The organism is Pseudoroseomonas cervicalis ATCC 49957 (assembly GCF_000164635.1).
Classification (GTDB): domain Bacteria; phylum Pseudomonadota; class Alphaproteobacteria; order Acetobacterales; family Acetobacteraceae; genus Pseudoroseomonas; species Pseudoroseomonas cervicalis.
In genome coordinates this window covers 389,141-403,707 of record NZ_GG770779.1, presented here as the reverse complement: position 1 = coordinate 403,707, position 14,567 = coordinate 389,141, and the positions used below count along the sequence as shown (strand labels likewise).

At 71.7% G+C, this 14,567-nt stretch carries 13 protein-coding genes; 1 reads left to right on the top strand and 12 read right to left on the bottom strand.

Going from position 1 to position 14,567, the window contains the following annotated elements:
• Nucleotides 1–1,003, top strand: a 1,003-nt coding sequence (locus tag HMPREF0731_RS25485; protein WP_007004622.1) for a hypothetical protein, incomplete at its 5' end; no start/stop codon positions are given.
• A gap of 61 nt (nucleotides 1,004–1,064) precedes the next feature.
• On the opposite strand, the gene HMPREF0731_RS13055 is transcribed toward HMPREF0731_RS25485, so the two are convergent.
• The 12 genes from HMPREF0731_RS13055 to HMPREF0731_RS25480 all read right to left on the bottom strand — a co-directional run.
• The gene (locus tag HMPREF0731_RS13055; protein ID WP_007004621.1) at nucleotides 1,065–3,884 is read right to left on the bottom strand and encodes a hypothetical protein; all 2,820 of its coding nucleotides are present in this window, start codon (nucleotides 3,882–3,884) and stop codon (nucleotides 1,065–1,067) included.
• Between the two features lies 1 nt (nucleotide 3,885).
• Nucleotides 3,886–4,701, bottom strand: coding sequence for a glycine-rich domain-containing protein (locus HMPREF0731_RS13050; RefSeq protein WP_051014755.1), 816 nt, complete (start codon nucleotides 4,699–4,701; stop codon nucleotides 3,886–3,888).
• On the bottom strand, nucleotides 4,701–5,237 hold the full coding sequence (locus tag HMPREF0731_RS13045; protein WP_007004619.1) for a putative phage tail protein: 537 nt from the start codon (nucleotides 5,235–5,237) through the stop codon (nucleotides 4,701–4,703). The genes HMPREF0731_RS13050 and HMPREF0731_RS13045 overlap by 1 nt, the downstream gene beginning before the upstream one ends.
• A complete protein-coding gene (locus tag HMPREF0731_RS13040; RefSeq protein ID WP_007004618.1) occupies nucleotides 5,234–6,292 on the bottom strand; it encodes a baseplate J/gp47 family protein in 1,059 nt (352 codons plus the stop codon). Before HMPREF0731_RS13040 ends, HMPREF0731_RS13045 begins: the two co-directional genes overlap by 4 nt.
• Nucleotides 6,289–6,747, bottom strand: coding sequence for a phage GP46 family protein (locus HMPREF0731_RS13035; protein WP_007004617.1), 459 nt, complete (start codon nucleotides 6,745–6,747; stop codon nucleotides 6,289–6,291). Before HMPREF0731_RS13035 ends, HMPREF0731_RS13040 begins: the two co-directional genes overlap by 4 nt.
• A gap of 58 nt (nucleotides 6,748–6,805) precedes the next feature.
• Nucleotides 6,806–7,360 carry a phage baseplate assembly protein domain-containing protein gene (locus HMPREF0731_RS23180; RefSeq protein ID WP_007004616.1) on the bottom strand — a complete coding sequence of 185 codons (555 nt, stop codon included), beginning with the start codon at nucleotides 7,358–7,360 and terminating at the stop codon, nucleotides 6,806–6,808.
• A complete protein-coding gene (locus HMPREF0731_RS13025; RefSeq protein ID WP_007004615.1) occupies nucleotides 7,353–8,654 on the bottom strand; it encodes a phage baseplate assembly protein in 1,302 nt (433 codons plus the stop codon). The genes HMPREF0731_RS23180 and HMPREF0731_RS13025 overlap by 8 nt, the downstream gene beginning before the upstream one ends.
• Entirely contained in the window at nucleotides 8,651–9,952 is a 1,302-nt protein-coding gene (locus tag HMPREF0731_RS13020) for a DNA circularization N-terminal domain-containing protein (protein ID WP_007004614.1), read from the bottom strand. Before HMPREF0731_RS13020 ends, HMPREF0731_RS13025 begins: the two co-directional genes overlap by 4 nt.
• Nucleotides 9,952–12,537, bottom strand: a complete 2,586-nt coding sequence (locus tag HMPREF0731_RS23175) for a phage tail tape measure protein (RefSeq protein ID WP_007004613.1) — start codon at nucleotides 12,535–12,537, stop codon at nucleotides 9,952–9,954. The genes HMPREF0731_RS13020 and HMPREF0731_RS23175 overlap by 1 nt, the downstream gene beginning before the upstream one ends.
• A 127-nt stretch (nucleotides 12,538–12,664) precedes the next feature.
• Nucleotides 12,665–13,078, bottom strand: a complete 414-nt coding sequence (locus tag HMPREF0731_RS13010; RefSeq protein ID WP_169312294.1) for a phage tail assembly protein — start codon at nucleotides 13,076–13,078, stop codon at nucleotides 12,665–12,667.
• Between the two features lie 40 nt (nucleotides 13,079–13,118).
• A complete protein-coding gene (locus HMPREF0731_RS13005; RefSeq protein ID WP_007004611.1) occupies nucleotides 13,119–13,481 on the bottom strand; it encodes a phage tail tube protein in 363 nt (120 codons plus the stop codon).
• A 12-nt stretch (nucleotides 13,482–13,493) separates the two neighbouring features.
• Nucleotides 13,494–14,567 (bottom strand): phage tail sheath subtilisin-like domain-containing protein (locus HMPREF0731_RS25480; protein ID WP_007004610.1); only part of this gene is annotated, 1,074 nt, incomplete at its 5' end.

Sequence of the window (14,567 nt, the reverse complement as noted above, 5' to 3'; positions counted from 1 at the left end):
GGTCCGCCAGGACGGGCTGCTGCTGCTCGCCGACAACCTGCCGCCGGCGGCGCTGCCGGTCACGCTGCTGCTGGACGACGCGCCGCTGGCGCCGGTGCTCCTGCGCCCCGGCCCCGCCGCCAGCGCGCTCTTCCTGCTGCCCGCCGCGGCGGCGGACGGGGCGGCGCACCGGCTGCGGTTGCTGGACACGGCCCGCCAGCCGCTCTGGTCGTCCGCTGCTGCCCTGCCCACCGCCATGCCCGGCAGCGTTGTGGCGCTGCAGCAGCATGCCATTGCCGGCTATGACCTGGCGCCGGAAAGCCTGGCGGGGCTGGCGCGCTTCGTGCTGAAGATCGATGGCGAGATCATCGCCACCGATGCCGGCCGCGCGCCGGACGCGCTGCCGCTGCTCGGCGGCCTCGAGGCCCGCAACGGCTTCCGCTTCGCGGTGCCGCCGCGCTTCCTGGATGGGGAGACGCACGCGGCCGAGGTGGTGGCCGAGGGCGAGGGGGGCGAACGCCTGCTTGGCGGCGTGACGCTGTGCTACACCGCCGAGGCGTTCCGCCGCGACCTGGCCGCCGCGCCGCCCCCGGCCGGCCCCCAGGCCCTGCTGGACCGCATGGCGGAGGCGGGGCGCCTGGACCTGCTGCAGGCCTATCTGGACGAGCATGGCGGGCCTGGCGGCCCGGTCGAGACCATGGCGCTGCTCGTGAAGGCCTTCGTGCGCAAGCCGCTGGAGGCGGCGCGCCATCCCCTGCGCCAGCACTACGAGAAGCTGTGGAAGGATGCCGCCGGCAGCGCCGGCAGTGTCGAGAAGCTGATGCTGCGGCTGGCCGACACGCTGCAGCGCGCCATCGACCCGACCGAACGGCGCGTCGTGCACGAGATGGCGCTGAAGGATGTGCTGCTCGACATCTGCCTGATGGTCTGGCAGCGCGATCCGGCTGTAGCCGGCCAGCCAAATCTGCAAATCGTGTCACTCAAATTTGCAACCCAGCAAATGCAGGATTGGGGAGCTGATTAGGTGGGGATCAGAGGTGCCTAAAGGGACTCTGAGCGCCTCCTTGTAGCGACCCACCCACCTCCTACGCCAGGACGATCCCCGCCTGCCGGCCCACCCAGCGCATCGCGTTATGAAGATCGCCGTCCCATGCGGGGCTGGTGGGGCCGGCGATGGCCAGCACAGCCGCCAGGGGACCGACATTGTTGGAGGCCGCCGCCCCCGTCGTGCTCCCGACCCCGGCCCCCAGCAGGAACTCGTCGGGCGCGAATTGGGAGACACTGGCGATGGAGCCGGTGGCCAAGGGGGTGGTGATATCGTCCTGATAAATTTCCAGCAGAGGGCCGACCTTGCGGACCGCGACGACGTGCCACTGCGCGTCCTCGGTGCCGCCCGACACGATGGTACTGGACCCGCCCTGCCCTTGCGTCACCACCTGCTGGGCTTCGCCCGCGCCGGCATTATGGCGAAGCAGAATGCGCGGCGGGGTACCGGACACCATCTGCCACCACCCTGCAATGTTGCGCGGGCCTCCCAGCGACGCGGCCACGGCCACAACCAGCGCCAGGGAGGTTGATTGCAGCGGCCCGGTTGCGGCTGCCAGCAGCTCGGGGGCATTGGCGCCGGCACGCAGGTACCCTGGGGACACCAGGCGCACAGCAGGGTCTACGCCGTCCAGGCCGCTGGTCAGGACGAGAGGAACCCCCTCGGCCGCGCTCGCCGCCACCAGCCGGCGGCTGGGCGTGTAGTAGTCGCGCCACTCGGTCACCAGGCCGGTGACGGCGTCGGTGACAACCGCGCCGGGCTGCTTCGCGGAAAGCGTCAGCACGCGGGCAGCCCCCAGCTCGGTGGGGCGCCAGAGCAGCGGCGCGATGGCCGGCCGCTGCAGCACGGTGCCAGGCGCCGCGTTGGCGAGCGCGCTGCCGGGAGCGCTGCGGCTGGCCAGTTCCTCGCGCCGCCAACGGGTGCCGGTGCTGGCGCTGTCTACGCTGACCAGCGCTGTGGCCGCCGCATCGCCCTGCTGCAGGACTGGGCTATCCAGCACCGTGTCTGTCGAGGCCGAAACCAGGACCAAGGGCTTGTTGCCGCCCGCGTGCCGAAGCGTCATGCCCGGCCCGACATATGTGCGGGTGCTGCCCCGGGTGATGCGCAACGCTGAGCGGTCCGGCGTGGCCGCCGTGTAGCCCATGCTGATGGTGCCGGTGCGCAGCCGGATGTCGGAAGAGCCATCCCGCAGCAGCACGCCATTAACGTGATTGTCCCCGGACCGGCCGGCGATGGTCAAGCCGAAGAGGTCCATATCGTGGCAGTCCGAGAGGATCACGCCGCCCTGGTTCGTGGGGCTGGTGTTGGGCTCCCCCGCCGGAGTCAGGCCCTGGCGAAGATCGTAGATCGTCGCGCCATCCACAGTGCAGCCACGCATGTAGGCCAGTGACAGCAGGCAGACACTCGCCCCGGACTGCATGTTGCGGATGGTGCATCCCTTCATGCCCGTGAATTTGAAGACCGACGAGTACAGGTTGCCGGTGCTGATGAAGCTTTCGAAGAGGCAGTTCTCGGTGAGGGTATCGAAAAAGCCGGTCGGGCCCTCATTGGTGGGGTCGTCACCCTCCTCCGGCGGCATGCCCTTCGGAAATTTGCCGGCAAAATAGACGTCGTGATTGGGGGCGTTCGACGTCTCGAAGGTCGAGGCGCCGAAGCCCCACCCGACGAAGCGGCCGGCCCGCTGGTTGCCTCCGATCATCCCGAAGTCACAGCGCTCGCCGTAGGGGTTTACGACCTCGTTGCGCAGCACCTGTTGAGAGGCGCGGTCGAACGAACGGACCCGCATACCGGTGGGGAGGTCGAAGAACCCAAGATTCAGGAGACGGTTGTATCCGGACAGGCAGAACACGGCGGCGGCCGAGGTGTAAGCCTGATCGCCGTAAAGCATGGGGTAGGCCGAATTGCCCTGGATAAATGGCTTCCGGCCGTTGACGGTGGTTCCCTGGAAGGTGAGCCCTGACAGCGTGTTGCCACCCGCCAGCAGGCGATAGGCCCGTTGTGCGTAGGTCCCCAGCAGGATGCGGGATTTGCCCATCACACCAAAAATCTGGGCGGGGCGGTCGTCCAGGATGGCCTCGTCGTAGATCCGCATGGTCGCCGCGACGGGCGGCCATTTCACTACCCGCCCAGACCGCGCAGCATCGACATGGGCAGCAGTATCGTCCGAGCTGCCATCCAATTTGGCCCCAAAATCGCTTTCCAGGTCCGGCCTTTGGCGCGACTTGAAGACCAGAGGGGTCTGCAGAGGCGAGCCAGGGTGCGGGGTGTAGGTCGTGCGCTCGGCGACCACCTGCCCGACCTCATCCCCTGCCGTGGCCCTTACGTCCTGCCGGAAGTCCTCCAGCCCGGTTCGCACAAACTGGTCGTTCTGGACCCAGAGCAGATAGCCGCCAGCCTCGGAGAGGCCGGCCACCGGACGCCGGTTCGCGAAATGCACCGTGATCGGCGTGCCATCGCCCGAGAGCAGCGGCACGCCATGTTCGTCCGACAGCACCGGCAGCGGCGGCGCCGGCGACACGACGGCCGATGCAGGGACCGGGAACCGAATCTCACCCGCGGCGATGATGGGGCCGCTGACTTCAAAGCGTGCGCTCCAGGTGCCCGCGATATCGGGCAGCAGCCTCACAGCGTACCGACCGATGTCGAGCCGCTGGACATCTGCCCCGGCCATGCGGATGCGGTTGGACAGGCGCGGGCGCCGGAACAGCATGACGGGCTCTTGCACGTCGATCCACGCGCCACGCTCGTCCCGGACATCAGCATAGATGGTGATGCTGCTGCCCACCATGTTGCCAGGCAGCGTCTCCGGCTGGGGCTGATTGGCGCGCAGGGTGACGATCAGGCGGCCCGACACCGCCATGTCAGGGGCGCCACTCGATGGTCAGCAGCCCATACGCCCCCGGACCTCCCTCGGTTCCGCCGAAGCCGCCCGAGCCACCGCCGCCCGGATAGATGCCGAGGCTCGCCTGCGGCGACAAAGCCAGGGGCGTCGGCGCGCCTCCAAATGCGCCGCCGCCCTGCGCGCAGGCCCTGGTATTGTCCATGCCGCGCCATTCGGTGCCTCCATTCTGGCCACGAATGGACAGGGCACCGCCGAGCCCCCCCGTGCCGCCGGAGCCAAATGTCAGGCTGGGCGTGTTGACGCCGGCGCCGCCACCCCCGCCGCCCTTTGCAAGAGCGAGGGTTGCGCCCTCGGCCTCGGCGAAAATGCTGTCGCCGCCATTCGTGCCCGCCCCTGTGCCGGCCACGCCGCCGGCGCCGACCGTGACGGCATAGGCAGCGCCTGGCGTGACGGTGGCCAACGCTTCCCGGTATTCGCCACCTCCACCGCCGGCACCGGCACCGTTGCTGCCCGTCGAGCCGCCGCCCGCTCCGCCCCCGCCCCAGGCGCGGATGAAGGCTCGCGTGGCCCAGACAGGCGCCGTGACGGTCTGCGAGCTGGTCACCACCACCCGCATGCCCCGCGTCATCAGCCGGAGCGCCGCCAGCAGCTGCGCCAGGTTGCTGGCGCTCGGCGTCAGGCCAGCCGCCTCGATGACGGCCAGTATCTCCTCCTGGACGGCGTTGCGGTCGGCCGCCATCAGGCTGGTGCCTTCCTCGCCCGCCGCCCAGTTGCGGTCTCGGTACATTCGGCGGCCCGAAACCAGGACATTGTTCGGCGCGCTGGTGCGGTCCATCAGGGCATATCCACGATGACAAGGGTGGTGTGGCTCGGGGTCAGCCGGAACAGGACGCAGGGGAGCCCGCCCGGCGCGCCGGGCGGGACACGCACACGCCAGACGAATCGGGCTTCCGGCGGCGCCAGGCTGTCGCCGCAGACGCTGCCGCCGCAGACAGAGGGGGCCGCTTCGTCGAGCTGGATGGACACGCCGAGGGAGGCCGCCAGGCGGATGAAGAAGGCCGGGGTGGCGCCGCCTCGGGCGGTCCAGCGCTGATGCACCAGCTGGCGCCGCGCCGGCACGGACAGGTCCGCCGCGTCTCGGCCGCACGGGTCGGGCCCCAGCACGCGCTCATAATCGGGCAGCAGGGCGTCGGCGCTGCGCGGGTCGCTTTCCAGCAGCAATGCCTCGGCGCCCGCCTCAAAGCGCGCCAGCTCGGCCGCCGCGGCCAGCAGCAGCCGGCCCATGACGCTGTCGGGGGAGCGCGGCCAGGCCCAGCCGCGCGGCAGCAGCGTCAGCAGCTCGGCCTGGATGTCCTCGGCCGCGCGGCTCACGGGCTCACCCAGGTGATGCTGCCCAGGACCGGCAGCTGGCGCCGCGTCGGGGTGATGGCCGCGGTGGGGCTGATCAGGACGTGGCTGTCTTCGCCGGGTGCGGCCGAAATCGCCTCGCCGATCCGGCTGAGCGGAATCGCCTCGCCGATCCGGGAGAGGCCATAGAACGCCTGCAGCGCGGTGGTGACGGCGGCGCGCGTGGTGGTGGTGTCGGGCGTCAGCGCGATGGTGTGGTTGACCGGCAGCAGCAGCGCCGGCAGCACGATCACGGCGGCCGTCACCGGCCGGTTGGCCGCCATCACGGCCTCGATCTCCGCAATCTGCGCAGGGCTGGGCACGCCGCCGCCGCCGGGCAGCGCAACGATGACGCCGACCGTGCCCAGCCCGCCCCATTCCGGATAGACCGCCACCAGGCCGCTGGCGCCGACCACCTGGCGCGCCCAGCGCTCGTAATCGGTGACGGTGCCGCCGGCGGCCGGGTTGCGGATTTCGTCGAGGATGCGGCCGCGCCAGTCCTCGATATCCTCGATGTCCAGGCCGCCGGTCAGCCCGTCGCTGCCCACCGTCAGCGCCTGCCCCGTCAGGCCAGCGATGGGAGACACCAGGGTCAGCACCGCGCCGCTGGGCAGGTTGCCGGCGCTGCCGGCCTCGGCCGCCACCAGGTCCACCATGCCCTGGCCCGCCGCATCGAGCGCGATGGACGCGGTGGTGGTGTAGAGCTGGCCCTTGCTGGATGTCACAGCGATGCCAGCCGGCAGCGGCAGATTGGCCGCACCTTCCGCCAGCGCGGCGCCGCGCGCTTTGGTGGGCTGCCGGCGCGGCACATCCCAGATGCTGGCGTGGCGCGGCAGCCATTCTGTTGCCCTGTCGGGCATCAGCTCGTCGGCCAGGACCCGCTGGAACAGCAGCAGCTCATAGGCGGAACCGGACCAGGCGCCGGCCAGCGCCCGCGTCACCTCGTTCACCTCGGCATCGTCAGGCAGGCCCAGCGCGCTGCGCAGGTCCTGGATTTGGCGCGCCGCGATCTGGCTGGGCGTGGAGATGGGCCAGCTCATGCCAGCACCGGCTGCTGCACGTCGATGCTGTCGCTGCCGGCGCGGGCAGTGATGCCCAGCACGCCCCGCCGCAACCAGGACACCCGGAGCGTCACCGGGGTGGCGCGGCGGCTTTCGATCCAGTCCAGCGCCTCGGCGCAATAGGTCTGTGCATCGCGGCGGGTCTGCTCGGCCTGCTTGCGCCGCTCCAGCAGCCACAGCCGGCTGCCGATCTGGCCACGGCTGTCCAGCGCATCGCCCCACCAGCCGCGGCGCGGGTTCAGCTGCGCGGGCGCCTGGCCGGCCTCCTCAGGTTGGGGCAGTTCATCATCCGCGCGGGCAAGCCGGTCGGTGCCCAGCGACACCAGCAGCGCCGTCAGCGGCGTGCGGTCGAGCACCAGGCCGTCAGCCGCCAGCACCAGGTCGCAGCTTCGGCTATCGGCGTCATAGGCAAGGGCGAAATCGGCGAAGGGCATGCAGGCAGTTTCTCGCGCGCGCGCGGCGCGATCTGCCCTTGCCTCGGCAGGGGTGGGATCAGGTCATCTGCGGGCTGGGGCCGCCGCCCGATCCGTGGCCCTGGTGCGCGTTGTAGCGGTCGCGCATCTCCTGCATCGAGCCGTTGGCATCGCTGACGGCCGCGGTGGCCGTGATGCTGCCGGTGACATGCACGTCCCCGACGATGGTCACGCCCTGCGGCGCTTCGACGACGACGCCCGGCGCGGCGATTCTCACCACGCTGCCGGCCTGCACCTCGATCACGCCGCCCTGGCGGATCACGACACGGCTGCCATCGGCGCCGTACAGCACGCTCTCGCCCTCGGCGAGGCCACCAAAGCGCTGCTCCGGCGAACCGATGGGCAGCGCCACCAGGTGGCCCTGATCGCCCCCAACCGCCAACAGCAGCGCCAGGGCGCCGGGCGCCGGGCGGCTGGCCACGCCGAACATCTGCAGCACCTCCACCGCCGCGCGCACCTGGCCGCCCACAGCCTCGGCATCCAGTTCCTGGACCGCGCCGCCGTCCCGGACCGCGACGACATGGGCCAGCTGCGCGCCGCCGCGGCGCAGCGCCTCGGCCTCCGGATCAAGCATTGCCGTTGCTCCCGGTCAGGGGCCGTGCCGAGGAATCGCCGGAGGCGGTGCCAGCCTGGCGCCGGCGGACGCGGCGGCGCGGCTGTTCCTCGCCCTCTCGCACCTGGTCGTACGCCTCCGGCCCCATGAGCTGCAGCCGGGTCATGGCGCCGCGCTCGTCATAGGACATGGCCACGCCGGACACGAGCTGATCGGCCAGCACATCGGTATAGCGATCATCGACCAGCACCAGCTCGTTCGGCCGCCACAGCCTGTCATCCTCGCCGGCGCGCCAGTCCAGGACGGTGTAGGCCAGCTGGTCGCTGCGGCCGCGCTGCACGCGCATCATCCAGGCTGCCTGATCCTGCACCGATGCCCCGCCGCTCTGGGTCCGCGACTGGCGCAGGATGGGGCGATAGCGTTGCACCTCCGGGTCCCGCGCCAGGCCGCGCGCCACCACCGCCGGACGTTCGCTGCCGGTTGGGCTCGGCGGCGCCGGGGGCGGCGATCCGGGCGCGGCGCTGGTCAGCGGCCTGGCGGTGTGGTCCATCGCCGGACGGGTGGCGCGGCGGCCGCCGCCAGCCGTTTGCTGGCCCACGACATGGTATTCCGACCAGCGCTCGCGCCAGCTGCGGCGCGTCTGCGCCTCCAGGGCGTTGCCGGGCAGGGTGACGCTGGCCGGCCCCCGCCGGCGCCCGCTGCGCGTCAGCAGCAGCCCGCCCACGCCATCGGAGACCACCAGGATGGCGCGCTGCCGTGCCGCCTTCTCCAGGGCGGACATCGCGGATTCGCCGATATCCAGCGCGAAATGCGGCAGGGGCTCGCCGACATCCACATCCGCGCGCACCGTGATGCCGAAAGGCTGGCAGATGCGGCTGGCAATCTGCGTCAGGGTCAGGCCGCGATACTCGGCCGGGCCGTCCGGATCAGGCACGCAATCGACCAGGTCGCCCGTCCGGTCGCGGCCGGTGACGCTGGCCGAGAGGAAGTCGCCCCGGACATCCAGCAGCAAGTCGTCGATATGGCCGCGCAGGACCAGCTCCCCATCAATCTCGATATCGACGGCCTGACCACGGTCCAACCGCGCATCCAGCGCCAGCAGCGCGTCGCGTGCCGCGTTGGCCGCCGAATAGGAGGCCGGGAACGCGGCCCGCGCCCGGGGCGTGTCGAGATATTCCAGCATGAAGGAACCGCTGATCTCGCCCAGCTCCCGGACGATCTCCACCCGCGTCCACCAATGCACCAGCACGCCCCCGGCGCGCAGCGCCACACGGCGCATGGGCTCGGCACCGGCCCAGCTCAGCGCGCCGCTCACCGCAGGACTTCCAGGGGCGCCGCCGGCACGGCCCAGCCGCGCCGGATGCGGTTGCGGCTCAGCACGTCCTCAGCGAGCGGTAAGAGGCGGCTCAGCTCGCTGCCGGCCAGGTGCTGCGCCACCAGCCAAACGGACACCGCGCCCGGCGGCGTCAGCGTCTCGACCACGGGAAGCCGCCCGGTGCGGGCGGTCAGGTCGCGGTTGGCGACCAGGCGCAGCTGCACCAGCGCGCGCCATACCGGCCCCGCCACCAGCGGCCGGTCGGCCGACAGGCGGGCGGCCACCTCAGCCGCGGCGGCCAGGGCGCCGTCCAGCCGGGCCCTGACGGCCATGGCCTCCTGCTGGCTCTCATAGGGAATGTCGGCCGCGACGCTCACCGCCAGCGCCACGGCATGGCTCTGCGCGGCCAGGCCCAGCTGGGGCAGTTCGCCCATGGCCATCTGCGCCTGCTGGTCGGCCGCCACCAGCAGCACGTCCAGCGCCAAGCGCGGGTCAAGCTGCGCCTGGTCGCGGTCGGCCAAGGCCGATGTGATAGTGGCCGTGCTGCCCCCGGGTCCGATCGCCGGCGGCGGCGGCAGGATAGCGGCCGCAGCGATGGCATCCGGCACGCCCTCGATCCCGGCCGAGACAGCCTCGGGCAGCGCGGCCGACAGCGGCAGGCTGCCAATGGCCACCAGCGCGGACAGGGCCGGCCCGGCCCCCGCCAGAGCCAGGCTGCTGCCGGAGAGGCGGCCCAGACCATACCGCCAGGAACTGCCGGCGGCGGAGGCGAAGTCGCTGAGGTAGCGGGCCGCCGCGAGGGGCAGCGCCAGCGGCGCCAGGACAGCGCGCAGCATGGCGCGGGCCTCGGCGCGCGCCTCGTCGATGGCGTCGAGCACCTGGCCCAGGGTGTCCACGGCCGGCACCGGCGGCGAGCCGTACACCTCGAACGTCATTTCGAGCGCGGCCACCCGCCGCCGGCGATCCTCCAGCGTGATGCTGGCGGGCTCGCTCAGGACCACCGCCAGCTCGCCGAGCCAGGGATGCACCAGCGTCCCGGGCCCGGGCTGCCGGCACGCATTCGCCATCCGCCGCGCCTGGCGCAGGTAGTCGTCCCCGACCAGCAGCGCGTTCACCTGGATGGGGCCGGTGACGGCGCCAAGGTCCTGGTGCACCAGGTCATCGCGCCCCGGGAAGACGAAGCTCTGGATGCGGCGCCCCACCTCGGAGCGCGAATCCAGCATGTGGAACTCGACGCCGCGCCAGGTGGCCGGCGACAGCTCCTCCAGCAGCGCCTCCAAATCCTCCAGAATGTTCATCAGGGCCGCCCCACCGTGGCGCCGCGGTTCGGCTCGGCCGGCCGCAGGCGGACATCCGGGTTGCTGCTGCGCGTCTCCTGGATGCTGGCGCCCTCGGCCGCGCGCACGACGATCTCGCCGGAGAGCGGCGCCGGCGGCGGCGCAGCCGGGAAGCCTTCCAGCCGAGCGCGGTTCAGCATGTTGGCCCGGCGCTGCGCGGCATCGGCCGCCCGGCCATCCGGCCCCGGCTGTCCGGCCGGGCCCGGCGCCGCGGGCGCCTCGGCGCCATCCGCCTCACCATCGCCGCCACGGCCCAGCAGGCGGCCCACCTGCGCGGCAAGAGCGCGCAGCGGAGCCAGGCGTCCCTCCACCCAGTCCATGAAATCGGCGAAGGGCTGCCGCCAGCGCTGTACCAGCCCATCCCACCAGGCGGTCATCCCGCCCCATGCCTGCTGGATCGCGGCGATACCGGCCGTGACAGGGCCGGCAGCCCAGCCCAGCATCCAGGCCGCAAAGGCATCCATCGGTGCGCGAACCGTGTCCCACAGCGGCGCCAGCCAGGCGACGAAGGCCGCCCACGGCCCGCGCAACGCTTCGACGGCGGCCAGCACGGGGCCGGCCGCCCAGCTGGCCACCCAGCCGGCGAAGGCCACCAGGAGCGCGCGCGCAGCATCCCACAGCGCTTCAAGCCAGGCGACGAAGGCCGCCCATGGGCCACGCAGCGCTTCCACGGCGGCCAGCACCGGACCGGCCGCCCAGCTGGCCACCCAGTTCGCGAAGGCGGTCAGCGCCACGCGGGGGGCATTCCACAGCGCTTCCAGCCAGCTCGCGATGGCCGCCCAAGGATCGCGCAGCGCCTCCACGGCGGCCTGCATCGGCCCTGTGGCCCAGCTGGCCAACCAGCCGGCGAAGGCCACCATGGGCGCGCTGATCACGCCCCACAGCGTGCCCATCCATGTGGCGAACACCCGCCAGGCCACCTGCAGCACGTCCAGCACCGCCTGGATGGGCCCGCCCGCCCAGCTCATGGCCCAGTCGGCGAAGCTGCTGAACAAGCCCTTCACGATATCCCAGATGGCGCCGAAGGCCGTACCGATACCCCGCCAGATGGCGAGGATGCCGGCGCGGGACCGGGCCAGGTCGCCGCTGAAGATGCCGCCGATCCAATCGAGGAAGCCGCGGAAGATCGCCCGCACCCCCTCCCAGAGCTGCCGGAACATCGGGCCGAACCGTTCCCAGTCGCGCCAGATGACGATGGCGGCGCCGGCGAGGGCCGCCAGCACAGCCAGCACGGCCGCCACGGGCGCGCTGATCGCCAGCACCCCCAGGGCGACGAATTTGGCGGCGCTGGCCACCAGGCCGAAGCCCGCCGCCACGGCGCTGGCCACAGGCGCCATGATGGCCAGCGCGGCCACCAGCACGGCGATGCCGCCAGCGATCTGCACCACCAGGTCAATCGTGCCCGGGGCCGCGCTGTCCAGCGCGCTCATCCAGCCATGCAGCATCTGCAGCAGCGGCAGGGCCAACGGCAGCGCGGCGCTGAACGCCATGCCGATCCGGCGCCCCATCTGCGTGAGGATTTCGGTGGCCTGCTGCGAGGTGGCGGCCAGGCCGGCCATCCGCGACGCGAAATCGTCGTCGATGACGCCAGTGCCGGCGGCGGCGGCGCGGTCGCGGATGCGCAGGTATTCGTCCACGTTGGCCAGCATCGGGCGGATGAAGTTCAGCACCTGCATGTCGCCGAACAGCTCGCCGATCTTGAAGGGGTCGCCGCCGGTCAGCTCCCGGATCTTCTGAAGCATCACCTCCAGCGGGTTCAGGCCCTTCGCGGCGGCGTCCCGCATCACGGCCTGAATGTCCACGCCCATCTTCTGGAAGTTCCGCACTGTCTCCGGCGACGTGATCTTCTGCAGGAAGTTCATCAGGTTGTTGGCGGCCTCGGATTCGGTCGCCGCGCCCTTGCGGGCGATCTGCAGCGCGGCGGCCAGGCTGTTGACCGCGCGCGGGCCGGTCAGGCCCAACGCGCTGGCCGCCGCGGTCAGCCCCGGAAACTCGCGGGCCATCGCGGCCAGTTCGAAGCGGCCTTCCTTGCCCGCGACCACCAGCGCGGCCAGCGCCGCTGCCATGCGCTCCGGCGGGATGCGCAGCGCGTCGCTCAGCGAAAAAGCCGTCTGCGCGATGTCGGACAGGGCGGCGCCGGATGCGGTCGCGACGCGGGCGATGATGGGCAGCAGCTGCTCCGCCAGCGCCGGGTCCATGCCGGCCGCGGCCAGGATGCCCGCGCCGCTGGCGATGGCGGTGCTGGATTGGCCGGACACCAGCGCCAGGCCCTCGAAGCTCTGCCGCTGTCGCTGGATCATCTCTTCCACGGCCCGCCCTGTCTCGCCGGCGGTGATGGCGATGTCCCGCAGCTGGGCATCAAACGCCGCCGCCTCGCGCATCGGCCCGGCAAGGCTGATGGCGGCGAAGGCGGCGCCGATCAGGCTGAGGCGGCGGGCGGTGGCCGAGATGCTGTCGAGGCGGCCGCGCAGCCGCTCCAGCCCCGCCGACAGCCGATCCTCCAACCGGAGGATCAGCTTGGCCACCATGTCCCGCGCGCCGGCCATCACTGAGCCTCTTTCTGTCGCTGGCGAAGGGCGCTGATGGCGCCTCCCCAGAACTCCATGTCTTCGGGGGTCAGGGCCTCCAGCTCATGCCGGGGCCACCCGTAATGCTCGCCGATCCAGGCCAGGATCAGCGGCCAGTCGTCGGGCCATTCCCCAAAAAATGGCTGACCACCTGCGCGGCCGCGGACACGTCGGCCCCATCCATGGCGTCGTAGAGCAGCTGCATGATGGGCATGTGGATGCCGGCCGAGCGCGCCATGGCCACGATCACGGGTTCCGCGCCCTTGCCGGCCGACATGATGGCCCGCATGTCGGCGCCGGTGAGGCGGCGGAAGGTCAGTTCGCGGTACACCTCGCGGTGCACCTCGCCCTTGCTGGCCTTGCGATAGGTCACTTCGGCCTTGTGCAGCAGCGGCAGGCGCACCCGCCCATCGTCGAGCTGCACGGCATGCGCCGGCAGCGCATCCTCGTCTTCATCCTCGCGGATGATGGCGATGCCGTCGCCGGGCGCGCGCTCCGGCGCGCTGCCGGTGTCGAGCACCGGCACGTCTTCGTTGTCGGCCTCGGCGGGCTGCAGGATCTCAACCACTGGTCATCTCCGTTGGTTCGCCGGCGGCCCAGATGATCTGGATTTTGCCGCCCTCGCCGCCGGTCATCTCGGGGCGGTTGGTGATGAAGGCATCCGGCCAGGCATAGGTCTGGCCGCTGTCGCAGCGCGCGATCAGGTCGCCCTCGCCGCGCACGAAGATGTCGCTCAGCTTCATGCCGCGCGGCAGCACGATGGTGGCGGTGATCTCGCTCGCCTCCATCTCGTCGGCATGGTGGACGCGGCGGCCGGTCGTCACGACGTTCTGCTTCAGGCCGCCCAGCTTGACCTTGCTGCCCTTCTCCGCGTCGATGGTCCTGCCGCGCCAGGTCAGGTCGATGATCCCCAGGGTCTGCATGTCGGCGCCTCCTTACGCCTGGAACTCGATGCGCTCGGCCAGCACCATCAGGTTGCCGACGATCTGCACGCGCTTGCGGGAGTTCACGCGGTTGCGGTCGCTGTCGTCGCGCACATGGGTGGACTGCAGCAGCATGGCCTCGATGTTCTCGATCCAGCCGCGGCGGCCATAGAGCTGGCAGCGCGCCGCCCAGGCGCCGTCCAGCCGGCCCGGGGTCACCGCCTCCGGATCATGCACGGCCGCCAGGCTGCCATCGTCCACCAGCTTCGCGCGCGGCCAGGTGAGACCGACATAGCTGGACCAGTCGTAGCGGATGCGCGTCATGACGCGCGGCACCATCACGTCCAACCAGGCCGGGTCCTCGATCCCCAGGGTGCTGCGCTGATAGGTCGTGATGACCCGCTCCAGCACCACGGCGCCATCGTCGGTGCGCAGCCAGGTGCTGTAACCGTCGCGCAGCAGGTTGTCGGCCTCGGTCGGGCTCCAGGCGTCCACCGCGTCCGGCGGCAGGATGCCGGGCAGCACCAGGCTGCGCAGCTGGCGCGCGGGGTCATTGGTCAGGTGGAACACCGCGACGCCCGCCAGCGCCGCTGCCCAGCACCAGGGCGAGGATGGCGACCGATAGGCGCCGATCAGGGTCAGATGCGCATCGTTCAGGACCGCGCCATGCGCCGCCAGCGCGCCGCTGGTGCCGGCCTTGGCGCCCCAGGCGTGCATGTCCCGCCGCCCCATGGCGGTGTAGCGGGCCGCCAGCTCCGGCGTCAGCACGGCCAGCGTGGCGCTGTCGGTCCAGGGGATGACGATGTCGGTATGGCGGGTGGTGCTGATCGCCGCCAGCACATCGGCGATGGCCGGCGTGCCGGCGCCGCCGGACATGGCGGTGACGGTCGCGGACAGCCCGGCCGGCAGGCTTTCATCCGCGAAGCGGTTCAGCCGCAGGTCGATGTCGTTGCCCACCAGGCCGCCATGCTTGGCGGTGAGGGTGACGGTGGACGTGGCCGCCGCGGCGGTCACCGCCATGGCCGTGTCGGCGGTGATCGCCGCCGCCAGGGCCGTGGCCGCCGCCGCCGCCGTCGCGCCGGCGGC